Annotated in this window: 14 protein-coding genes and 1 tRNA gene; 7 read left to right on the top strand and 8 right to left on the bottom strand. The window is 48.7% G+C overall.

The genetic code is table 11. The features are described 5' to 3' along the window. Positions 1 to 107: 107 nt before the first annotated feature. The gene (locus tag KKH3_RS21410) at positions 108 to 563 is read right to left on the bottom strand and encodes a very short patch repair endonuclease (protein WP_072034487.1); all 456 of its coding nucleotides are present in this window, start codon (positions 561 to 563) and stop codon (positions 108 to 110) included. A gap of 68 nt (positions 564 to 631) precedes the next feature. Here KKH3_RS21410 and KKH3_RS00840 point away from each other — a divergent pair, with 68 nt between their 5' ends. The 3 genes from KKH3_RS00840 (at position 632) to KKH3_RS00830 (ending at position 5841) form a co-directional block, all read left to right on the top strand. Then, positions 632 to 2203 (top strand): DNA cytosine methyltransferase, encoded by a 1572-nt coding sequence (locus tag KKH3_RS00840; protein WP_039354869.1) that lies wholly within the window; start codon positions 632 to 634, stop codon positions 2201 to 2203. A 327-nt stretch (positions 2204 to 2530) separates the two neighbouring features. Next, positions 2531 to 4744: a sensor histidine kinase gene (locus tag KKH3_RS00835; RefSeq protein WP_039354866.1), complete on the top strand. Its 2214-nt coding sequence runs from the start codon at positions 2531 to 2533 to the stop codon at positions 4742 to 4744. Continuing rightward, complete coding sequence (locus tag KKH3_RS00830) at positions 4744 to 5841, top strand: response regulator (RefSeq protein ID WP_039354863.1); 1098 nt, start codon at positions 4744 to 4746, stop codon at positions 5839 to 5841. Before KKH3_RS00835 ends, KKH3_RS00830 begins: the two co-directional genes overlap by 1 nt. A gap of 88 nt (positions 5842 to 5929) precedes the next feature. Here the strand turns inward: KKH3_RS00830 and KKH3_RS00825 are convergent, their stop codons facing one another. The 4 genes from KKH3_RS00825 to lptF form a co-directional block, all read right to left on the bottom strand. Next, a complete protein-coding gene (locus KKH3_RS00825; RefSeq protein ID WP_039354861.1) occupies positions 5930 to 7186 on the bottom strand; it encodes a tyrosine-type recombinase/integrase in 1257 nt (418 codons plus the stop codon). 186 nt (positions 7187 to 7372) lie between these two features. Next, positions 7373 to 7457, bottom strand: a tRNA-Leu gene (locus KKH3_RS00820). 229 nt (positions 7458 to 7686) lie between these two features. Continuing rightward, the gene (gene lptG, locus KKH3_RS00815) at positions 7687 to 8763 is read right to left on the bottom strand and encodes an LPS export ABC transporter permease LptG (RefSeq protein WP_039354857.1); all 1077 of its coding nucleotides are present in this window, start codon (positions 8761 to 8763) and stop codon (positions 7687 to 7689) included. Then, positions 8763 to 9878 carry an LPS export ABC transporter permease LptF gene (gene lptF / locus KKH3_RS00810; RefSeq protein ID WP_039354854.1) on the bottom strand — a complete coding sequence of 372 codons (1116 nt, stop codon included), beginning with the start codon at positions 9876 to 9878 and terminating at the stop codon, positions 8763 to 8765. Before lptF ends, lptG begins: the two co-directional genes overlap by 1 nt. A gap of 283 nt (positions 9879 to 10161) precedes the next feature. On the opposite strand from lptF, the gene pepA reads away from it, so the two are divergent. The 4 genes from pepA (at position 10162) to KKH3_RS00790 (ending at position 15890) form a co-directional block, all read left to right on the top strand. Further along, positions 10162 to 11673: a leucyl aminopeptidase gene (gene pepA, locus KKH3_RS00805; protein ID WP_010284628.1), complete on the top strand. Its 1512-nt coding sequence runs from the start codon at positions 10162 to 10164 to the stop codon at positions 11671 to 11673. 68 nt (positions 11674 to 11741) lie between these two features. Beyond that, positions 11742 to 12191: a DNA polymerase III subunit chi gene (locus tag KKH3_RS00800; RefSeq protein WP_039354851.1), complete on the top strand. Its 450-nt coding sequence runs from the start codon at positions 11742 to 11744 to the stop codon at positions 12189 to 12191. A gap of 12 nt (positions 12192 to 12203) precedes the next feature. Next, complete coding sequence (locus KKH3_RS00795) at positions 12204 to 15059, top strand: valine--tRNA ligase (RefSeq protein WP_039354848.1); 2856 nt, start codon at positions 12204 to 12206, stop codon at positions 15057 to 15059. A 180-nt stretch (positions 15060 to 15239) separates the two neighbouring features. Then, complete coding sequence (locus KKH3_RS00790; protein ID WP_039354845.1) at positions 15240 to 15890, top strand: DUF421 domain-containing protein; 651 nt, start codon at positions 15240 to 15242, stop codon at positions 15888 to 15890. Between the two features lie 779 nt (positions 15891 to 16669). On the opposite strand, the gene KKH3_RS22140 is transcribed toward KKH3_RS00790, so the two are convergent. The 3 genes from KKH3_RS22140 to KKH3_RS00780 are packed head-to-tail and all read right to left on the bottom strand — an operon-like array spanning position 16670 to position 24129. Further along, a complete protein-coding gene (locus KKH3_RS22140; protein ID WP_159440267.1) occupies positions 16670 to 16816 on the bottom strand; it encodes a hypothetical protein in 147 nt (48 codons plus the stop codon). 55 nt (positions 16817 to 16871) lie between these two features. Next, positions 16872 to 17144, bottom strand: a complete 273-nt coding sequence (locus tag KKH3_RS00785; protein ID WP_039354842.1) for a hypothetical protein — start codon at positions 17142 to 17144, stop codon at positions 16872 to 16874. Then, on the bottom strand, positions 17131 to 24129 hold the full coding sequence (locus tag KKH3_RS00780; RefSeq protein WP_072034485.1) for a hemagglutinin repeat-containing protein: 6999 nt from the start codon (positions 24127 to 24129) through the stop codon (positions 17131 to 17133). Before KKH3_RS00780 ends, KKH3_RS00785 begins: the two co-directional genes overlap by 14 nt. Positions 24130 to 24136: the final 7 nt, after the last annotated feature.

Here is a 24136-nt window from a genome sequence, read left to right as displayed (position 1 = left end):
TATGTTGATGTCTTGACGAAAAAAACCTTTATGTTGAGAACATTCTGTTGAAAATTAGACAATAAAATAATGGAAAGCGCTCAATCTTAGGCTGTGTTAGCAAATCTTTATTTATCACCGCCGCATATATAATCAGGCCAACTGAGAGTGGCAATTTCCCCAAAAATATAATCTGGCAACCAGTCAAGAGATTCACTACCGCTTCTGAAGCCACACTCCCATAGTTCGAATACACGCCAACCTGCATCCCGCAATAGCATTTTTACTTGGATATCTCGTTGTTTGTTTGCTACAAGTTTTCTTATCCAAAATCCAGGGCGAGTTTTGGGGGTAGTCGCATATCTACAACCATCGTGACGGTGCCAGAAACATCCATGGACAAAAATACACAGTTTATGCTTAGGTAACACGATATCAGGCTTGCCTGGTAAGCTGTTGACATGCAGCCTAAATCTAAAACCATGGGCATGAAGATACTTACGGATAAACAATTCCGGTTGTGTATCTTTTCCTTTTATCCCTGACATCATGCGGGAACGAGTTCTCCTATCAACAATATCCACGATTTTTCCTTCCCGTCTATCTCGCTTCCTGGTATCCTGGCAGGCAACAAGATTCTCTGATATAGAAAATGAGTACCACTTTGTTACCGATCCCTATAGTAGACCTTTTTGCCGGCCCCGGTGGGCTGGGGGAAGGATTTTCATCGTTGAAAAATGGCAAGATATTTCAGATTGCTGTTTCTGCCGAAAAAGATCCTATAGCCCATCAAACACTACGCCTCAGAGCATTTTATCGTTTATTAAACAATAACAAGCCTGACTATCTCAAAGATTACTATCGTTTCTGCAATGGTGAGTCTGAACAACCATTTAGTAAAGAGACAGAAGATCTTTGGGAATTGGCTGGTAAAGAGGCCATATGTGTTGAGATTGGCTCCACAGATGGTAATTCTGCTCTTGATGTTGCGATCCAAAAAATGCTTACAAAACGCTCCGTTCTTCAACCTTGGGTTTTAATTGGGGGGCCACCGTGCCAAGCATACTCTCTGGTTGGTAGAGCACGGAATAAAGGAAACGCAGATTACAAGCCAGAAAAGGATAATCGTCACTTTCTCTATCGTGAATACTTACGGATTATTCAAAACTATCAGCCTGATATTTTTGTTATGGAAAACGTTAAAGGAATTTTATCTTCCAAGATCAATGGAGAGAAAATTTTCAATCAAATCTTAAAAGATCTATCCAACCCGAACGAAGCCTTGGGGATCCCCAAAGCAGGACAGCGCTATCGAATTGTTTCATTGGTAAATGAACAAGAGTTTTGTGATGGAGACGATCCGGAGTCTCTTGATGCCACAAAGTACATTATCCATGCTGAAAAGTATGGTATTCCTCAAGCTCGGCATCGCGTTATTTTATTAGGCGTACGCGAAGATCGTTATAAAAAAAATCTGCCTAAGTTAGAATACAAAAAAACAGTCCATTTAAATGAGGTTATTGGAAATCTTCCTCCGTTGAGAAGCCTTTTAAGCAAACAAAAGGATTCTGACGAGCAGTGGAAAAATCAAGTTAGCGGGCAGCTTCGTCTACTTTCCATATCTGCATCTAAGTATTCAGGGCATGAAAAAAAATTGGTTAACTGTTTAAAACAAACTTCTAAAGATATTGGAGCTGTAACTGATATTGGTTGCACTAGGCTACCCAAAAGCCATTTTACTGGTAACACAGGGCATGCATATCTTGATAAATGGTTATTGGATTCTCGATTAAAGGTATGGCTAAACCATGAAACGCGCGGACATCGCATTGATGATCTGGCTCGCTATGGCTATGCGGCTGTTTTTGCCAAGATCCATAAACGATCACCAAAAGGCCATAAAGAATTTAACCTTCCAGGATTAGCTCCTGCACATAAAAATTGGGAAACAGGAAAGTTTTCGGATCGATTTCGAGTACAGATCGCAGAGAGCCCGGCAACTACAATTACAAGTCACATATCCAAGGACGGTCACTATTTTATCCATTATGATCCACTGCAATGCAGAAGCTTAACAGTCAGAGAAGCTGCAAGGCTACAGACGTTTCCAGATAACTACTTCTTCCAAGGTGGAAGAACTCAGCAATATCATCAGGTTGGGAATGCTGTTCCACCTTTTTTAGCTAATCAAATTGCAGAAATTGTAACTGAAATTTTAGAGTAAGGTTAAGATTGTCGCGCGCTGTTAACTTATTGAAAGTAGGAATCGGCCCCGACAATCTGTAAATAGCATTTCTCTTGACTATTTTGTAAAAAATCAGCAACAAATGCTAGCAATATAATATAAATACAATAAAATCAAATAATTACAATAAACAATTTAATTCCGCTAAGACAATAAAATTTTAAGTATTCTGAATATATAGCTATAAAGACTTTAAAATTTATACTAATCTTTCACTACGGGTATGTGGGTTTTTTCTGAATATATTTAACATATTGATTTGAAATAAAATTTCTTAAAACAAAGGATAATATTACAAGGATAAAAATGGCCAAATTAAAACCAAGGGCGAGGCTTATCAGGACGATCGGTGACAAACTGATAAGTGGACCTGAAGCTGCCATCATAGAGCTTGTTAAAAACGCTTATGATGCAGACTCCCCGTCAGTGTCAATTAAGATAGTTCCTCCATCAAGTAAATTTAACGGAAGAATTATTATAACAGATGTAGGTCATGGTATGACCTACGATAATTTAATTAATAACTGGCTCGAACCAGCAACAGATTCAAAATTAAATCAAAACAAGTCACGTTCTGGACAGAGAACAGTACTTGGGGCTAAAGGTGTCGGTCGTTTTGCTTCGGCTAGTATAGGTAAAAAATTAAAATTAACTAGTATTGCGAAACTGGTTGATAAATTTCAAGTCAATATACTCAACTTGGATTGGAGTATTTTTGAACAAGAAAAATATTTGGAAGATATCGATATAGATATTATATCCAATATCGTTGAGCAAAATTCTGCTACTGGTGTTGAAATCGAGATATCTGAACTATCGACAATATGGGATGAAACCAAGCTATCTAATCTTATCAAGGAATTACGTAGGCTTGCAATACAAAATCGCACAGGTGATAAATTCGAAATCTCATTAGATCTTTCAGCATATAACGAGGATCTAGATGCGCCATACAATATTAATGGCTTTGAAATATTAAAGAAATACAACAAAAGCATTGAAGTTTACAGTAATTCTGATAACAGCCAAACCGTAGACCATAGCATCATTATTCCTTATAATCTTAATGATGAATCAGATTATCATCTCCATGGTACATTCGATAAAGACGGTAATTTTGAAGGGACATTTAATATAGTAAGAGGTGACAACACACCCAAAAATATAAAAATAGCAGCACCACTATATTCTTCTGGAGAAGTTAGTTGTGGTCCAATAGATATTGATATTAAAATTTATGATTTAGAGAAGGATTCTGTAGAAAGCTTATTTAAAAGAATGGGTTTGGATTTCTCAAAATTTGGTTTAAGAGAAGCAAGAAAAATTATTAATGAAGGAACAGGTATTGCGATATACCGCTCCGGTTTTAGAGTTAGGCCCTATGGTGAACCAGATCATGATTGGCTAAAACTTGAGAAACGGAGAGTGCAGGACCCATCGAAGAAAATAGGCCACGCCCAAGTTTCTGGCTCTATTAATATTAGCTCTGAAAACGAATCAAATTTAATTGAAAGAAGTAGCCGGGAAGGATTAGAAACCAATGGTTCGTATTCTCGGATGATCAGACTAATTGAAGGACTATTCCTTCAGATTGAGCCCAAAAGGCAGGATTATAGAGAGCGAGCTGGAATAAGTAGGAAAGCAAAACCTAGCATTAGAAAAGCGCGAGAGATCGCAAGTTTAGCTTCAATAAGCAAAGCCCTACAAGCTCTTTCTCCTGAAGAAAGAAAACCTATTTTGTTAAAAGTAGAAAAAGAATCACAAGCTCTAACACAGGCACTTGATGAAATAGAAGAGTACCAGAAATTGCTTGAATCTCGAGCTGCCCTTGGTTTAGTTGTAGGACAGGTAATTCATGATGGGCGAACATACTTAGAACCAATAATTTCCTCGGCAAAGTCAATTGTTGATAATGCACAATACTTATTAGACAAAAACCAACGAGGGGATTTAGTAAGAAAATATTATCCAACTTATGGTCAAGCAATTCAAACTGGAGCATCAGGTCTTAGCTCGTTGTTTAAATCATTAGACCCTATATCCGGACGTAAAAGAGGAAGACCTACAACTTTCGTATTAAATCAAGTTATTAATGCGAGTTTAAATTTACTAAGTGAAAAATTAATAGAAAGCAATATTGAAATTATATATAACATAGACGATAAAATCAGAATATATGGCTATCCTGGTGATCTACAAGCAGCATTGATTAATATTATAGACAATGCAATTTATTGGTTATCCTCAGTTGAAATAAAAGACAGAGAAATAAAATTACACTGTAAAACCGAGCAAGAAAACATGTATTTATCCGTTTCAAATAACGGCCCAACCATTAACCATGAAGATAGAAAAATAATATTTGATGCAGGTGTTAGTCATAAACAAGATGGACATGGACTAGGTTTATCGATCGCTAGAGAGGCATGTCGTAACAGCAAAGGTGATTTAAAGCTAAGTGCCATTGAACCACAAACCATTTTTACAATCGAATTTCCAATTTCACAGCAGGAAAAGTGATGAAAATAAATATTTTAATCATTGAGGATGAACAATCTATAATTAATCAGTGGCATGAAAAACTCGAATTTTATGCCATTAGTGAATCACCTTTATATGAAATATCGGCAACCTATACTGATGATCTTGAACAGTCTAAAGACCGGCTATTAAATCAAAGATTTGATGCTGTAGTTATTGATATTAGATTAAAATCAAGGCCTGGAGAAATACCAAATAGGCATGGTAATAATATTGCTAAAATTGTTAGTAATTCTACTCTATCCATTATGGCTATCTGTACCGCGGAACCTAGTACAGTCGAACTCACTGAAGAACAAAGATCATTTGTGAACGTTTTTCAAAAAGGCCAAGGTGACGTCGTTATCAATATTCTTAACTGGTTAGATTCAAAGAAAAAAATGCTTGAGGCTGTACAAAAAATGCAGCATGAAATTAATGGACAAATGGCAAAATTATTTTCTCGTTCTGTTTGGCCAAGGTGGGAATATTGGTTTAAACATGATGAGACAGATGACTTGACTAGAAGTGCCCTTAAGCGCCACATGGCAACACATTTACATGCATCATTCATAAACGAATCCGAATCAGCACATCCTGAAGAGTACTATTTTATACCGCCATTAAGAGAAAATCTGAATACTGGAGATATAGTATCAATTGAGTCTAAATACTATGTACTTATTACTCCTAGATGTGACTTGGCTAGAGGTCAGAATAACACTTTTCAACTAATAAACTTACTTTCCATGAAAGAAACTTGGGATGAAAATCATCAAATAATCGCATCAGAAGAAGAATCGGGAAGAAGAAAAGAACAAGCAAAAAGAGAAATAAAAAAAATAATAAACCATAATGATAAATCCCCTAAGGCGCATTTTATCCCACAAATAAAATTAAATAATGATAATATTTTGGGTCCATTTCTTGCTCAATTTAACTATATGATAAATGAAGAAAACACTTTAACATTTAAGAATATGATATTAGAAAATAGAATCGCAACTCTATCTAATGAATTCTTACCTTCATTAGTCGAGAGGCTAGGGACGTATTTTAGTAGAATAGGAACGCCCGACTACTCACACCCAGAATAAAATGAAATTTCATTATGGCTGTGCCAAGTTTTATCTGGCACAGCCATATAGCCGCTCGAAATAGTCACCCCCTGTCAATTCTCATACACTAACCCACCGCCAACTTCCCAAAATCAAACGCACTAACCGCCTTCTGCCGATTCGCATCGAGAAAATCCGCCCACCATTGCAGCATTAGCCTGCGCTCATCAAGATGCTCGGCTTTGTGGATGTACGCCGCCCGTACCGAGTTACGTTCCATATGGCTCATCTGGCGCTCCACTGCATCCCTCGACCATAACCCCGATTCAATAAGCGAGCTACAGGCCATTGTCCTGAAGCCGTGGCCGCAGACTTCAACCTTGGTGTCATACCCCATTACCCGCAGCGCCTTATTCACCGTGTTTTCACTCATTGGTTTACGCGGATCGTGATCGCCAATAAAGATCAGTTCATGGTTGCCGCTGAATTGCTGTATCTGCTTCAGAATAACCAACGCCTGTCGTGACAGTGGCACCAGATGCGGAGTACGCATCTTAGAACCACGATGGGAATGTTTCACCCCTTCGATGGGTTCACGCTCAGGAGGAATGGTCCACATTGATGTTTCAAAATCGATTTCCGACCAACGGGCAAAGCGCAGTTCGCTGGAGCGGATAAAGATCAGTAGCGTCAACTCGACCGCCAGACGGGTTAACGGCCTGCCTGTATAACTATCTATACGCTGAAGCAGCTCAGGAGTATGCTTTAGTTCCAGTGCCGGTCGATGTTGCCGATTGCTGGACGCCACAGCACCCGCCATTTCCTGTGCCGGGTTGTAGTCAATTAATCCGCTTTGTACCGCGTAGCGCATTATTGCGGTTGTGCGTTGCTGAAGTCGTGATGCCACTTCAAGACGGCCCGACTGTTCCACTGCCTTGATGGGCGCAAGCAGGTCACGCGTTTTGAGTTCGGCAATGTTTCGTTTACCGATAGCGGAGAAAAGATTATCTTCCAGGCTTTTCAGCACACGGCGGCTATGCTCTTCCGACCACTTTTTATTGGTGGCGTGCCACTCAATGGCTACTTCTCGAAAGGTTAGCGCCTCGCTCTGTTCAATCTTATCGGATTTCTTTTTATCACCAGGGTCACTGCCGTTCGCCAGTAGCTTACGCGCGTCATCACGACGTGCTCTTGCATCGGCCAGAGAGACATCAGGATAAACACCCAGCGCCAGCATCTTCTGTTTGCCGCCAAAGCGATACTGTAAGCGCCAGTACTTTGAACCATTGGGATGAATCAGCAGGTGCATGCCGTTGCCGTCGGTAAGCTTGTATTGCTTGTCGGCAGGCTTGGCTGTTCTGACTTTGATATCAGTAAGCGCCATGTTTAAGCCCTCCCTGTTGGTATATGCATTATCGAACCGGAAATACCATCATCTGTACCAACAACTGTTGGTAGATGTACGTTGAAGTCGGTTGACCCTGAGAAAGTTAATATAGCGGGAAAGAGGGATAAATACTGGATTTTAGGCATAAAAAAAGACCTCAGTTGAGGTCTATTTACATACTGTTGGTGCCGAAGGCCGGACTCGAACCGGCACGTATTTCTACGGTTGATTTTGAATCAACTGCGTCTACCGATTTCGCCACTTCGGCACAGAAGTAGTATGCGGAAAACGGGTGCATTATACCGTTTGACGGCTCTCGCGCAACGTTAATCCACTCCGTGTTCGGTTAAGTGCTGAAAAAATCATCTTTAGCAACATGTTATACCCGCTTCGCCTTAATATGGTGCGGTAATGGACGTTGCCGAGGGCACTTTGTCACCGCCAATAAAAAAGCGCCGAGGGGTAATCCACTCGGCGCTTTTTCATACTTGTTAGTGCTATCGGCGTTTGAGCAACAGTGCCACGCTAATGAACAGAAACACCGAGCTCGGCAAGATAGCGCCTAGGATCGGCGGGATACCATAGACCAGGCTGAGTGGGCGGAAAATTTCATTCAGCAGATAGAAGAGGAAACCGAAGCTAATACCTATCACAATGCGTGAACCCGCCGACACGCTGCGCAGCGGGCCAAAGATGAAAGAGACCGCCATGAGCATCATCACCGCCACTGATATAGGTGCAAAGATTTTGCTCCACATGTTCAGCTGGTAGCGGTTCGCTTCCTGTCCGCTTTGTTTAAGGTATTTGGCGTAATTGTGTAGCCCACGGATCGACAACGCATCCGGCTCAAGCGCCACCACGCCCAGCTTATCCGGCGTCAGGTTGGTTTTCCATTCTCCGCTGAACGTCTGGCTGCCACCAATTTGTTTGCCATCGCTCAAATCAGATTCATCAACCTGCGAGAGTTTCCAGACATTCCTGTCATCTTCAAACTCGGCGGAAGCCGCATAGCGCACAGATAATAGCTTGTTGTGATCATCGAAGTGGTAGATGTTGACGCCAGACAGCTCTTTATCGCCCGTCACCCGTTCGATATAGATAAAGTCATTGCCGTCTTTTGCCCACAGTCCGCCCTGCGTAGAGATCATCGACCCACCGGAGATCATCTGAGAGCGGTAGTTGCGCGCCATCTGTTCCCCTTGCGGAGAAACCCATTCGCCAATCGCCATCGTCAGCAACACCAGCGGGATCGCGGTTTTCATCACGGCTGTCGCAATCTGCAAGCGGGTAAAGCCGGAAGCCTGCATCACCACCAGCTCGCTGCGGGTCGCAAGCTGACCCAACCCAAGCAATGCCCCGAGCAGCGCCGCCATAGGGAAGAAGATCTCAATATCTTTGGGTACGCTGAGCAGCGTGTACAGCCCAGCGCCCAGCGCCGAATACTCACCCTGCCCAACTTTACGCAGTTGGTCGACAAACTTGATGATGCCGGAGAGCGACACCAGCATGAATAGCGTCGTCATGATGGTGGTGAAAATCGTTTTGCCGATATAGCGGTCTAATACACCAAACATCAGGCCGCTCCTTGTGTTCTAAGAGTACGAGGCTTAAAGCGCGCACGCACTTTGCGCATCGGCACGGTATCCCATAGATTGAGCATCACAGCGATACCGAAATACGTCAGGTTAGTCAGCCAAATCCATACCATCGGATCGATTTTGCCTTTACTGGCATTAGAACGCAGCGAACTTTGCAGCAGGAAGAAAATCAGATACAGCAGCATCGCAGGCAGCATACTTAGCACCCTACCCTGACGTGGATTAACCACACTCAGTGGCACCACCATCAGCGCCATGATCAGCACAGAAATAATCAACGTCAGCCGCCAGTGGAACTCTGCACGCGCATCGTGCGCATCCGAATGCCACAAGGTCTGCATATCCATTTGCTGCACGTCGCTATTATTTAGCGTCACGCTCTGGTGACCAATCACGGCCTGATAGTTGGTGAAATCTGTGATACGAAAATCACGCAGTAGCGCTGTGCCTTCATAACGCGAACCGTTATCCAGCGTCACGACCTGCGCACCGTCTTCGTTTTGCTTGATATGACCGCGATCGGCCACAACGACAGAAGGCCGTGCGTTACCGCTGGGGCGCAGCTGTGCCAGAAAGACGTGCTGAAACTCCGATCCTTTGACATTGCCGACAAACAGCACCGCGTTGCCGCCCTGTGCGGACTGGAACTGCCCTTCAACCAATGCCGCCATGCCGGGGTTCGCTTTCGCTTCCGCCAGCACTTCTTCCTGATGCCGGGACGACCACGGGCTGAGCCACATGACATTAATGGTGGCGACAATAGCAGTGAACACCGCCAGGACCAGCGCGGCTTTCAGCAACACGCGTTTGCCGAGCCCGCAGGCGTGCATGACGGTGATCTCGCTTTCCGCATAGAGGCGGCCAAACGTCATCAATACGCCAAGAAACAGACTTAATGGCATGATGAGCTGCACCATTTCTGGCACGCCCAATCCCAACAGGGAGATAACCAAATTTGTCGGGATTTCACCATCAACAGCGGCCCCCAGTATCCGTACCAATTTCTGACAAAAGAAAATCAGTAACAGAATGAAAAGGATGGCCAGTTGGCTCTTAAAGGTTTCCCGTACCAGATATCGAATGATGATCACGCTTAATTACGCCTGTGAAAACTTGTCTTTTTGCAGGAAAATCGATAGTTTCTTCGCTAACGCGCCATTTATACTCATTTTTGGCTGCCCTCTTAGCTAAAACTGTATTACAACACACTGCGTTTGAGCTGTTGTATCAGAACCTGCTTATTAGTCACTAAAACAGGTTCGTTACGTCGTTAAGATTAACACAGGTTATGTTAACGCAACGGCGGGAAAGTATTACGGAGTGTCACATTCTAGCCGTTGCCCCCGCCTTTGTCTTTAAGATTCAGGAGAGTACATGGAGTTCAGCGTAAAAAGCGGTAGCCCGGAAAAACAACGCAGTGCCTGCATTGTCGTCGGCGTGTTTGAACCGCGTCGTCTGTCCCCAATTGCCGAACAACTCGATAAAATCAGTGACGGCTATATCAGCGCGTTGCTGCGCCGTGGTGAATTAGAAGGCAAAGTGGGGCAATCACTGCTTTTGCACCATGTACCTAATATTCTTTCCGAGCGTATTCTGCTGATTGGTTGCGGTAAAGAGCGCGAACTTGATGAACGCCAGTACAAACAGGTGATTCAGAAAACAATCAACGCCCTGAACGAAACCGGTTCAATGGAAGCAGTCTGCTTCCTGACTGAGCTGCATGTGAAAGGCCGCAACACGTACTGGAAAGTGCGTCAGGCCGTCGAAACCGCAAAAGAAACGCTGTATACCTTCGATCAGCTCAAGAGCAATAAGGTCGAGCTGCGCCGTCCACTGCGTAAGATGGTATTCAACGTACCGACACGCCGTGAACTGACCAGCGGTGAACGTGCCATTCAGCACGGCCTGGCAATTGCTGCGGGCATCAAAGCCGCGAAAGATCTCGGCAACATGCCACCGAATATTTGTAATGCCGCATATCTGGCTTCGCAAGCGCGTCAACTGGCTGATACCTACAGCCAGAACATCATCACACGCGTGATTGGCGAACAGCAGATGAAAGAGCTGGGCATGAATGCCTATCTGGCCGTGGGTCAAGGCTCGCAGAATGAATCGCTGATGTCGGTGATCGAATATAAAGGCGATCCGAACCCGGAAACCCGTCCGATTGTGCTGGTAGGTAAAGGGCTGACGTTCGATTCCGGCGGTATCTCCATCAAACCTGCCGACAGCATGGACGAAATGAAATACGACATGTGTGGCGCGGCTACGGTCTACGGCGTGATGCGCATGGCGGCCGAACTGGCACTGCCGTTGAATATCATCGGCGTACTGGCAGGTTGTGAAAACATGGTCGACGGGCGCGCTTATCGTCCGGGCGATGTGCTGACCACGATGTCCGGTCAAACGGTGGAAGTGCTGAACACCGATGCGGAAGGCCGTCTGGTGTTGTGTGATACGCTAACCTACGTTGAACGCTATGAGCCGGATGTGGTCATTGATGTCGCGACGCTGACTGGCGCATGCGTGATTGCGTTGGGGCACCACATCACCGGTTTGATGGCGAATCACAATCCGCTGGCGCACGAACTGTTGAGCGCTTCTGAGCAGTCTGGCGACCGCGCATGGCGCCTGCCGCTGACCGACGAATTCCAGGAACAGCTGGAATCTAATTTTGCCGATATGGCGAACATTGGTGGTCGTCCGGGCGGTGCGATTACCGCAGGTTGCTTCCTGTCGCGCTTTACGCGTAAGTACAGCTGGGCGCATCTGGATATCGCGGGCACCGCCTGGCGGTCTGGCAAAGCCAAAGGCGCAACGGGTCGCCCAGTCGCGCTGTTATCACAGTTCCTGCTTAACCGCGCCGGACAGAACGACGTAGAATAGCGCAGCAACTTGAAGTATGACGAGTATAATCGGGCCGGATATTCCGGCCCTTATCAATAGTGTAAACAATGAAAAACGCAACGTTCTATCTTCTCGAACATGACAGCAAAAGCGGTGAGCTCAGCGCCCATGAGGCACTGGCATGCGATCTGGCGGCAGAACGTTGGCGAGCAGGAAAGCGCGTACTGATCGCCTGTGAAGACGAACAGCAGGCCATCAGGCTGGACGAGGCGCTGTGGCAACGCGATCCCAACGCATTCGTACCGCATAATCTGGCAGGTGAAGGGCCGCGTCACGGCGCGCCGGTCGAACTGGCCTGGCCGCAGCGGCGTGGCAACGCGCCACGGGATCTGCTGATCAACCTATTGCCGCAGTTCGCAGATTTTGCCACCGCTTTCCATGAAGTGATAGACTTTGTCCCTTACGAAGAATCCTTGAAACAGTTGGCGCGCGACCGCTATAAAACCTATCGCAGCGTCGGCTTCCAATTGACCACGGCTACGCCGCCAACTCACTGAATTTTGAGCATAATGGAAACGAAATATAACCCGCAAGATATCGAGCAGCCGCTCTACGAACACTGGGAAAAGCAAGGCTACTTCAAGCCGCACGGCGACACGAGTAAAGAAAGCTTCAGCATCATGATCCCGCCGCCCAACGTCACCGGCAGCTTGCATATGGGTCATGCTTTCCAGCAAACCATTATGGATACGTTGATCCGCTACCAGCGCATGCAGGGCAAAAATACCCTGTGGCAGGCGGGTACTGACCACGCTGGTATTGCCACGCAAATGGTCGTTGAGCGCAAGATCGCCGCAGAAGAAGGCAAAACGCGCCACGATTACGGCCGCGAAGCGTTCATCGACAAGATCTGGCAGTGGAAAGGCGAATCCGGTGGCAACATCACCAATCAGATGCGCCGTCTGGGTAACTCCGTTGACTGGGAACGCGAGCGTTTCACCATGGATGAAGGCCTGTCCAACGCGGTGAAAGAAGTGTTCGTCCGTCTGTATAAAGAAGACCTGATTTACCGCGGCAAGCGTCTGGTTAACTGGGATCCGAAACTGCGCACCGCAATTTCCGATCTGGAAGTCGAAAACCGCGAAGTGAAAGGGTCAATGTGGCACCTGCGCTACCCGCTGGCCGATGGTGTGAAAACCGCCGACGGGAAAGACTATCTGGTCGTCGCGACTACCCGCCCGGAAACCGTGCTGGGTGATACTGGCGTCGCCGTTAACCCGGAAGATCCGCGTTATAAAGATCTGATCGGCAAAGAGGTGATCCTACCGCTGATTGGCCGCCGTATTCCGATCGTTGGCGACGAACATGCCGATATGGAAAAAGGCACCGGCTGCGTGAAGATCACGCCAGCGCACGACTTCAACGACTACGAAGTTGGTAAACGCCACCAGTTGCCGATGGTGAACATCCTGACGTTCGACGGTGATATCCGCCAGAGCGCTGAAATTTTTGATACCAATGGCGAAGCCAGCACCGCGTATAGCGGCGACATTCCAGAAGCCTTCCAGGGTCTGGAGCGTTTTGCCGCACGTAAAGCGTTGGTAGCCGCATTCGATGAGCTCGGCCTGCTGGAAGAGATCAAAGCGCACGATCTGACCGTGCCTTACGGCGACCGTGGCGGCGTTGTGATTGAACCGATGCTTACCGACCAGTGGTACGTGCGTGCTGCCGTGCTGGCTAAGCCGGCGGTGGAAGCGGTTGAAGATGGTCGCATCCAGTTCGTACCAAAACAGTACGAAAACATGTACTTCAGTTGGATGCGCGACATTCAGGACTGGTGTATCTCCCGTCAACTGTGGTGGGGTCACCGCATCCCAGCCTGGTACGATGCCAACGGCAACGTCTATGTGGGCCGTACGGAAGCAGAAGTACGCAGTGAAAATAACCTTGCAGACGATGTCGTTCTGAATCAGGATGAAGACGTACTGGATACCTGGTTCTCATCCGGGCTGTGGACCTTCTCTACGCTGGGTTGGCCAGAGCAAACCCCCGATCTGAAAGCGTTCCACCCAAGCAGCGTGATGGTCAGCGGCTTCGACATCATCTTCTTCTGGATTGCCCGCATGATCATGCTGACCATGCACTTCATCAAAGATGAAGACGGCAAATCGCAGGTGCCATTCCACACCGTTTACATGACCGGCCTGATCCGTGATGAGGAAGGTCAGAAAATGTCTAAATCCAAAGGGAACGTCATCGACCCGCTGGATATGGTGGACGGCATTTCGCTGGAAGCCCTGCTGGAAAAACGTACCGGCAACATGATGCAGCCACAGCTGGCGGAAAAAATCCGCAAGCGCACCGAGAAACAGTTCCCGAACGGCATCGAGCCTCACGGTACGGATGCCCTGCGCTTTACGCTGGCGGCGCTGGCCTCTACTGGTCGCGACATCAACTGGGACATGAAGCGCCTGGAAGGTTACCGTAACTTCTGTAACAAGCTGTGGAACGCCAGCCGTTTTGTGCTGATGAACACCGAAGATCAGGATTGCGGCTTTGGCGCAGGCGAGAAAGTGCTGTCGCTGGCTGACCGCTGGATTCTGGCGGAATTCAACCGTACGGTGAAAGCCTACCGCGAGGCGCTGGACGGCTATCGCTTTGATATTGCGGCCAACATTCTGTACGAATTCACCTGGAACCAGTTCTGTGACTGGTATCTGGAACTGACGAAGCCCGTGATGAATGGCGGCTCCGAAGCGGAACTCCGCGGTACGCGCAATACGCTGGTTACCGTGCTGGAAGCCTTGCTGCGCCTGGCACACCCGATTATTCCGTTCATTACTGAAACCATCTGGCTACGCGTCAAAGCGCTGAAAGGCATCAGTGCAGACACCATCATGCTGCAACCCTTCCCTGAGTTCGATGCCGCGCAGGAAGATACTCTGGCGCTGAACGATCTGGAGTGGATCAAGCAGGCAATTATCGCGGTGCGTAACATTCGTGCGGAAATGAATATCGCGCCGGGCAAACCGCTGGAGGTCTTACTGCGCGATGTCACGGCTGAAGCACAGCGTCGTGTAGAAGATAACCGCAGCTTCATTCAAACGCTGGCGCGTCTGGAAAGTATTACGCTGCTGCCTGCGGGCGACAAGGGTCCGGTTTCCGTCACTAAACTCATCGAGGGTGCCGAGCTGTTAATTCCGATGGCAGGCCTGATCGACAAAGCAGCAGAGTTGGATCGTTTGACGAAAGAAGTGGCGAAAATCGAAGCCGAGATTGGTCGCATCGAAAGTAAGCTGTCCAACGAAGGCTTTGTAGCCCGTGCACCGGAAGCGGTCGTTGCCAAAGAACGTGAAAAACTGGACGGCTACGCCGTAGCGAAAGCCAAGCTGCTGGAACAGCACGCAGTCATCGCTGCGCTGTAATCCTTCCCTTCTGGCCCTGACGACCATGTCAGGGCCTTCTTCTTTCTGCAAAATCCGGCGAAAAATCAACACTCCCCATTACGCGCAGTCTTGCTATAGTCAATAGATTGATATCTATCACACTACCTGCGTCATACTCTAATAAGTGAAAACACCGTCAGGACAGTAACGGAGAAGAAAATGGAATATTACGGATACGTGTTATTAAAATTTATTATCGGTTTTACTATTGTTATTACCCATTTAAATTTCTCTGGTAAAACACAGCTATCGCAAATGACTCCTGTGGATTTTATTGGTAACTTTATATTAGGTGGTATTATTGGCGGCGTAATTTATAGTGACAGTATTCCACTCTACCAATATGTTATTGTATTACTCATTGGTGTCAGTCTGATTTCTCTTCTTAACGCTATCAGTAAGAATATTTATTTTTTTCGCTCCGTCAGTATTGGTGACCCAATCCCTATTATCAAGAAAGGGAAATTCCTGATGGAAAACATTCTACAAAAGAAGAATAAAATAGATATTATCAACGTAGCTTCACAGCTGCATGCTCAAGGGATCAACTCTTTCCAAAAGATAAACTATGCTCAAATCGAACCCAACGGACAGCTAAGTGTGATTTGTGAAGGCATGGAGATGCCATCTGTGATCGTGATTAAAGATGGTAAGCCGAGGAAAAACGATTTGTGTGAAATAGAGAAAGATGAAGAGTGGCTCCTTGCCGAAATTACTCGACATGGCATCGAGTTAGATAACATCTATTTGGCTGAATTCTGGAAAGGCAATCTCATGTTCATATTAAATGACGGTACCGTCGTCAAATAGCGGCACTTAGCGAGAATCAATGAGACGATCTCTACCGCCGCCATAGACTGCGGTGGAGATCAGTTATTGAAAATGATTATTTCTTTTATCCCTAAGAGCGTTTTCATTATTAACCGACATGCTATGCATAACACGCGGTCATCATTCCCCTTCATATCGCCACTAAAGCCTAGATATCAGTGGCAGTTCAACTCCAGTATTAAACAGTCATCGTACCGTCATAAGTAATTGAAGGCATGTTGTCGCTCTAAAACTCCCGACGTTATACCGGGAACGTAGATCGTATTTATTTCTCTTTATTCAACTTTAGTCGTGACATGATCCAGATTCCTATTCCTGTTGTTACGCCAACAACAGTTCCTCTTTTTAGCGAAAAAATTACATCATCCTGCCAACTAATAATTAATACTCCATTTTTTAAATAGGTTAAAAATGCAGCGCACAAGCACGCTGCAAAAACGACCATAATCATAGTAATGGAACAACCTATAAGCAGAATTAATAGTGATTTTAGGGGGCTCATTTAGATTCTCCCGCATTATCAACCTTATCTTGAACTTTACTCCCTGTCACTTCACTCGCTACGGCACCGCCAATAACACCTGTCATACTGGCTGTTTATCTGAAACGACAGATAAATATTTATTCCCGACTTCAATTGCCTTACCACCTCCAGCACCAACCGCCGTACCGACTTCAGCAACGATAGAAGCATACGTATACTGAGAGATCGTTCCCCACTAACTGGTTACTAATGTTAGCCGAGCCACTCCACGCTGTTAACAAACGCGTACAGGATCCCGTCCTTCCGGCATCGTCCACGTGACTAGCTTATGCATCGCGTATTGCCGTTCTTCTTCCGTTATTGGGTTCAGCACATTGCCATTTTCATCCACCATGTTGGTATTGCTGTAAAATGATGTCATCAATACCCCTACATCCTGCAATCCCTTCGGTGCAATCGCTCTCAGATTGAAGTTGTTATTCTCCCCCCTTCTTTAGTGCGCCGAAGTACTCAAAAAAGTAAAGTCCAATCCCTAAGACAGCCCCAACTCCCCCACCAACTTTTATACTAAACCTGATACCATCAATGGCTGGTTCTAGATTAAAATTAAAACTTCCTGTTTGTATGAATGCAGCTATATATCCAACAGGTATACTGAGCATACAGCAGAAAATGATCACTCCCATCGTTCCAAGAACGAAGAAGATGAATCTCTTCAGGCTAAAATATTTTGATTCATTCTTCTGCATTCTCAGCTCCCGTATTCTTAATTACTTTTTCAGTCATATATCCAGAGCCTGTGCTAGTCACTCCACTTGCTACTGAACCGATAACTTCTGAACTCACAGGAGAGTAACCCTTTGAGAGCATCTGCTGGGTAAACTTGCCCCCAACTTTATTACCAATAACAGTACCAATCACATTACCTGCCATAGATGCACTCGGATCTTCACCTTTCGCCTTACTTCCTAAATATGCTCCCCCTGTATTCACAAAGAGGCTAAAAGTCGTTCCCTTACCTTGAGTCAGCGCTCCTGTTCCTACAGCAATCAATGTATCGGTATAGCTGTATGTGTCATTCGGAGACATAGTTAAAAACTGTTTGGTTGCATCTGTAATACCGCCGAGTAAACCGCCGCCAAACACAGCATAAACACCAGCCGCTGGTGCAACGATTGTTCCACCAACCACTGAAGCTCCCGCGCCCCACGCTGTTAACAAGCCACGTACAGGATCCTGTCCTTCCGGCATCGTCCCCGTGACTAGCTTATGCATCGCGTATTGCCGTTGCTCGTCTGTTGTAGGATTAAGCACATTGCCTTGCTCATCCGTCAGATTGGTATTGGTATACAATGATGTCGCAGACTGACCATAATCGCTCACGCCTTTCGGCACAGAACCGGGGTAGAAGAGATTATTCTCCACCGCATTTCGACCTGCCTGCGCACCCGCTACCGCGTTGCTCGTCGAGTCGCCTGCCGTGCCGGCCGCCAGACCGCCCGCCAGAAGCGAGAGCGTGGTGACCGTCTGCTTTTCACTTTCCGTCATTTCCGAGATGGCTTTACCCGGATACAGCCTGTCAGCAATCACTCGCGCCGCCAACTCACCCGTCGCGGCACCTGCCGCACCCGCTAGCGCACTGTTGCCGCTGGCTTCTGCCACAATGCCACCCAGCACCGCGTGCGCTACCGCATTGGCAGCGATATTTACGTTACCTTTTGCGTCCGTCGTGGCTTTCTTGATTTCTGTCGCCAGATACGGTGCCGCCGCTCCCGCGATCGCCTGCGCAACGTTACCACCGGCCAGCCCCTGTACTGCCGCCGAAACCGCCATGATGCCCTGACGAATCGCACCACCGGTGCCAAATCCGGAACTGTTCAACGCCTGAGTATAGGCTTTGTCATACGACGTCTGATAAACATATTTCTGAATATCTGCCTCTGTCGGCGTCAGATTCGAGTTGTCGCCTGTCGCAAGGGCGTCTCTAGCCGCCAGCCTATCAGCAGCAGAAAGACCTGCCACCTTCGCTTCCGCTTCTGCCTTCGCCGCTTTCGTGGCAATGATTGCCCCGTGCATACCAGCAATGTCGATGACCTGATTGCTGATTTCTGCAACCACCTGCATCTGTTGCAAACGCTTCTGTTCTTTCTCTTTGTCAAAGATCGGACTCAGCGTCTGGTTCGCGTGTTCAACATCACGGCTCAACTGTGCGACATCCTGACGCTGGTTGGCCTCATCGCGGATGACCAACTGCCCCTCGCTGATCGCCGCGCGCGTTGTGCTCGCGGCATTGCCATCATTATTGCCGCTGATCAGGGAGTTGGATGCCAGATTGCTGAGCATCTGCATACCCACCGGCCCGCCAGTACTGATACCGACGCCGCTGTGCGAGACATCAAATTCGGCTTTATTCTCAATATCGCTAAAGCCCAGCGTCCCGGTTTCCAGTCGGTTTTTCGCTGCCTCTGCCGTAGAACCTATCACTGCGCCGTCAAGCTGTGTATGGTTGCCCACCTGCACATCGTAGCCCCCCTGCCCGGCAAACAGTCCCGTCTGCTCCTGCACACTGCGGTAGTCGCTGTGCATTTTGTCCTTGCTCATACTGAAGCTGGCTGAAGCGGTTCCCGCCCCATAAATCGGGATGCTGACGCCCGCACTCATGCTCTGCTGTTTGCTGTCGTAAACATCGCTGTCCTGCTCGCTGCGTAACAGCAAGTCGCGTCCCACTCGTGCCGTAATCTGCTGCCCGCTGATCTGTGCGCCCTGCAACGTGGTATCCCGGCCGCTGTTTATACGTACCTGACGTCCGGCATCCAGCAGTGTTTCAGTGTGGCTCAGTCCTTCGCCCAGCTCACTCCCTTTCGCTTTATTCATACTGGCGTTCACGCTCAGGCTAAAACCGCCGCTACCCGCGCCAAGACTCAGGCCAATGCTGCCGCCTTTGCTCTTGTTGCTCCCTTCCGTGTGCTGGCTGTTCTGGGCGGACAGCAGGTGAATATCGCGTGCGGCATCCAGCGTCACGTCTTGGCCCGCGCGCAATTCACCTCTCTGAACCCGAATATCGTCACCGGTTGCTCTCAAAGACAAATTCCTTCCAGCATTCAGGCTGCTACCTTGTGCGGTACGTTGCTCGACCGTCTGTTCAGATTTCGAGGACTGGCTCCCCAACGAGACACTGACGCCCACCACGTTGTTATTATTGGGGTCGTCTTTACCCTGCAACGCCGCCAGATAGGCTGCCTGCCCTGCCTGTACACCGCTCAGCGTCGCTTTCACACCCTGTAAAGCCTGAAGACGCTCGTCTTCCGTCGCTTTGGCCGTCTGCGCCGTTTGTACGGCCGAATTCACCATACCGCCTACCGTGCCGCTGAGCGCCAGCGTCAGCCCACTCTGTTTCTGCTCATAGGTCTGGCGCTGAGTCTGGCTGTTCTCCGTCGCCAGCACGTCTACCGTTTTACCTTGCAGCGTTAAATCCTGTCCGGCGACAATGTCACTACCTTTCACGGTCAGCCCATTACCTGCCAGTAGCGTCGTGTTGCCCTTTTCACTGCCAATAATGCTGGATTTTTCACTCATACCATCGGTGTCAGTCGTGCTTTTCTGGCTAGCCTGACCAATGGTAAATCCAATGCCACCGCTGCCCATCAGACCGGATTTCTTCTCTTCCTTTAGATGCGTTTCCTGATGATTCTCTTGCGCCGTGGTCACGGTAATATCACGTCCGGCGGTAATACCGACATCCTGCGTCCCCGCCACTGAGCTGCCTGCGATCTGCACGTTGTGACCTGCTGCGATCGCCACCGTCTCGCCGCTGAACGAACTCCCTACCGCCGATTGATGCTGAATGCTGTCATGTCGCTCGCTGGACTGGGCGGAGAGCAATCCACGGCTGCTTTGCTTACTGTGCTCCGTCAACGTATAAGATGACTCGCCACTGGTCAGGTTAATGTCGTTCCCCGCCTGAACCTGTAGCCCCTGTTGCGCGGTGACGGATGCCGCCGTCGCATTCAGGTTTTGCCCCGCACGTAATGCTATTTGGCCATTGGCGGCAATCTCGCTACCGATGTCTTCACGCGCCTGATAATGGCGATAATTATTGCTATCCCAGTCGCTGTTCAACGTTTCTGTGGTCGTCAGCGTCGCCAGATTCAGATTGTTACCCGCGCTGATCAGCGTGGCGCTGTCCGCTCCCGAGTTAATCACCTGACTGCCGGTCAGGTTGATGTCTTTACCCGCCACCAGCGTCAGTTTGCCCTTATCATTCTGGACGTACATGCCCGCGACGCGATCCAGAATGCGGTTATCTTCCCCGCCGCTCAACGTGCTGGTGCTGTTGATATTACCGCCCGCCAGTGCGGTCAGTTTGTCTTCGGCCTGAATGACACCACCGACGTTATTCAGATCGTTGCGAACCTGTAGCTGTACCTGTTTACCCAGTAGCGAACCACCCTGATTGTCCAACGCATCCGACGAGATAAACAGGGTATCGCGCGCGGCAATCCTCCCGCTGTTCAGCATGCCACCCGCCAACCCAACAGAGATCGTATTCCCCGCCAGCAGGCTACCCGCGCCGATTTGCTCGTTTGAACGAACTTTGGTGTAAACCTGTGGGACGAACACTGTTTGTGAAGAGCCGTCTGGTAGGGTCACCGATTTGTTCACCATCCAGACCATGTCGGTGGTGAGTAGCGCCATCTGTTCCTGCGTCAGAGCGATACCTGGCGTCAGTGAGAATTGCTGTCCGAATGCGATACCTGCATCCATCAAGGCCTTGTACTGCACCTCATCACTGTTATAACCCGCCAGATAGCGTTGTCCGGTTAATTGCGCAATTTGTTCACTGACTTCTCGCTGTTCATAAAAGCCATCGCCCAGCCGTTTATTCTGGCCTTCGGCACTGAAGGCTTGCAGCATGTAATCGGAGCTAAGCCACTGTTTCTGATTAGTAAACCGCGCATCCGTTTCCACCAGATAGCGGCTCTCTGCGGCAGGTTGTAGGGTAAACAAGCTACTGGACGGAAGCGTTGCCGTCGGCGTACCGACATGCTGACCGACGTCACCTGCACGCAGCGCCGTCACCGCATAGCCCGACCCGTTGAACGAAGCCTGCTCACGCCAGGCATGCACGTTCAAGTCGATCTTTTCGACGTTAGCAGCGGGTGCATAGCTATTACCGTCAATGCCCTGAGACGTTCGCGTAACGCCGCGCCAGTTCTTTTTCTTCTTGGCATACCAACGTTCCTGACGCCCAAGGTCAGTTGTCGTACGTTCGCCCGGTGTCGCCAGATTGCTCAGTTCTTTCACACCGTCAATCAACAGGCCTGCCGCAATCACCCGGCTATCGCTGTTGGTCATCCGCGCCGCAGTAATATACAAATTGCTACCGGACAGAATCTGCCCCGGATCGCTCTCTTTCACTCGCGTTTCATTGACAGTACGCGTGTAGGTATAGCGATAGAAATTATCGTCAGCGTATCCATCCGGCATATGCGCGGTGTTCACGCCGTATTTATTACGTGTCCGACGGATGTCATTCCAGTTGTAGCGCGTGGTATGTCCACGCAGCACGGCTTCATCGATTTGAGTCGCGCTGGTAACGATTTCCGTCACCAGATTATCGTTAATGTTATTAATCTGGCTGGCGGATAACGCCATATCACCGATGGACTCAATGGTAGCGCTGTGGTTATTGATCGCCTCAGCCTGACCTATTGCCATGCCTTCTGCATCAAGATTACGCCCCAACGCCATAACACCGTCACTGTAAATCAGGCCGTGCTGGCGATTATTGAGCGTGCCGACACCCAGATCCAAACGCTGGCGGGCGGCGATCGTTGCCCCAGAGCCCGCTTCATTCAGGTTGTTCAGCGTCTGTGCTTGCAGGCTAATCCAGTCGCCATAGAGGCGACCACTGCCAATATTGTTCAACGTGCCCGCATCAATACGGGTTCGACTCGCATCGATCAGGCCACGGTTGGTCACTGAATCCGAGAGCGCCAACAGGGTCTTCTGACTGCTAATTTCACCGCTGGCCTGATTATCGAGGCGGGCCGCCGTCAGCGTCAGCTCGCTGCCAGATTGGATTTTTTGGCGATTGATAACGTCGCCCATGACCGTAAGGTCGAGTTTGCCGTTCGCGATCACATCACTCTGGTTGTTGAATGGCTGCGTGGCAGTCAATGACATATCGCCCAGCGACAACAGTTGTCCATCACCGCTCAGGCTCTCGGCCTGCACATCCAGCTTTTTCCCGGCAATCAGCGTGCCGTCGGTATTGTTGACGGCTTTCGTCGCCGTCACCTTGAGGGTGTTATCCGCGCTGATTTTCGCCTTACGGCTGGAAACCGAACCGTTGGTGGCGTTGAGCGTAACATCCGTTGCCTGCGTCTGGCTGCCGTCTGTGTTCACCTCGGTTGCTGCAATCGTCAATGAGCCGCCTGCCAGTTGCTGACCATTGGCATCCGTCCGCTGGCTCGCGTTTAACGACAGATTGCCGTTTTGTGCCACCGAGCCATCGCTGTTGATTCCCGCCCCTAGCACCGCGCCTTTCTGGTTGCTAATGTTTGCCGCTTGCACGGTCGCATTGCGTTGCGCAGCCAGCACGCCACGGTTAGCCGTTTGCTGTTGTGTGCTGACCGCCACATCCCGCTGGGCATAAACTTTGCCGCTATTCTCCAGTTCGCGTCCCGCCAGTCGTACATCCTGTGTGGCATTAATGCTACCGCTGTTCTCAATACGGCCGTCAGCAGAGAGCGTCACACTGCCCGCCTGTGCGCCAATCGTACCGGCATTGCGCACCCCAACGCCCTGCTCGGTACCAATAAGCTGAATTTTGCCCGCGTACATGCCGCCAAGCTGTGCCACATCGACCGCCAGCGTCGGCTGGGTTCGTTCCGTTGATCCGGAGTTCGTCGATGCTTTTTCGATTTTCTGCTGTTCGGCATCGACCGTGTTTCGTCCTGCCGTCACTTTCAAATCGTTCGCCCATAGTCCGGCGTTGATTTCCACACTCTGCGCGATCAGGTCGGTGTAGTCCTGACGGCTTGAATCCATCCCCGAGCCTTGTACACGAATGTGGCCTTTTTCAACCTGATAGCCTTTCAGTTGGCCATTTTCCATCATCGCCTGACCGGTCGTCAGCGTCGCGCGATTAGCATTGATAAAGCCACAGCCATCACAAGTGATGCCCGACGGGTTCGCAATCACCACCTGTGCTTTCTTCCCGGCAACTTCGATATAACCGTTCAATTTACTGGGATCGCGCGAATTAACTTCGTTCAGAATGACCTTCGCTTCACCTTTAGCCAGCCACGGGTTGCCAGCCACCCAGCCTCCTTGCTGTGTCTGCACCTGATTACGCGAATTATTGAGAATGGCTCCCTTCTGGTTCACATCGAATTGGCTGTAAACATTACGGGATACGCCACCTGCACTTGGCGTTTGAATATTAACCTGTGGTGTCCCGTTTGCCGTTTGTAAGATCGTGGGCTTCTGGTTACCAGGTGCGTTGCCATCCGCCACAATGTTCGCCTGTACCGCAGGCACGAGCGTGACAAACCCCATCACACCCAGCAATAGGAATGTCAGCGGGGAAAGTCGCCCTGTTATCTGGCTCAACGTTGGCCCAAGGCCAGACGAGGCGGAATCTTTGACGCAGCCGCGGCACAATTCAGAAACCACCATCAAAACGCCGCGAGCGCGGTTAAAAACGATGCGATACAGGTGCTTATTCATTCTCGTT

It is taken from the genome of Pectobacterium actinidiae, assembly GCF_000803315.1.
Taxonomy (GTDB): domain Bacteria; phylum Pseudomonadota; class Gammaproteobacteria; order Enterobacterales; family Enterobacteriaceae; genus Pectobacterium; species Pectobacterium actinidiae.
The sequence above is the reverse complement of the archived record's forward strand: the minus strand, read 5'-3'. Positions and strand labels throughout refer to the sequence as shown.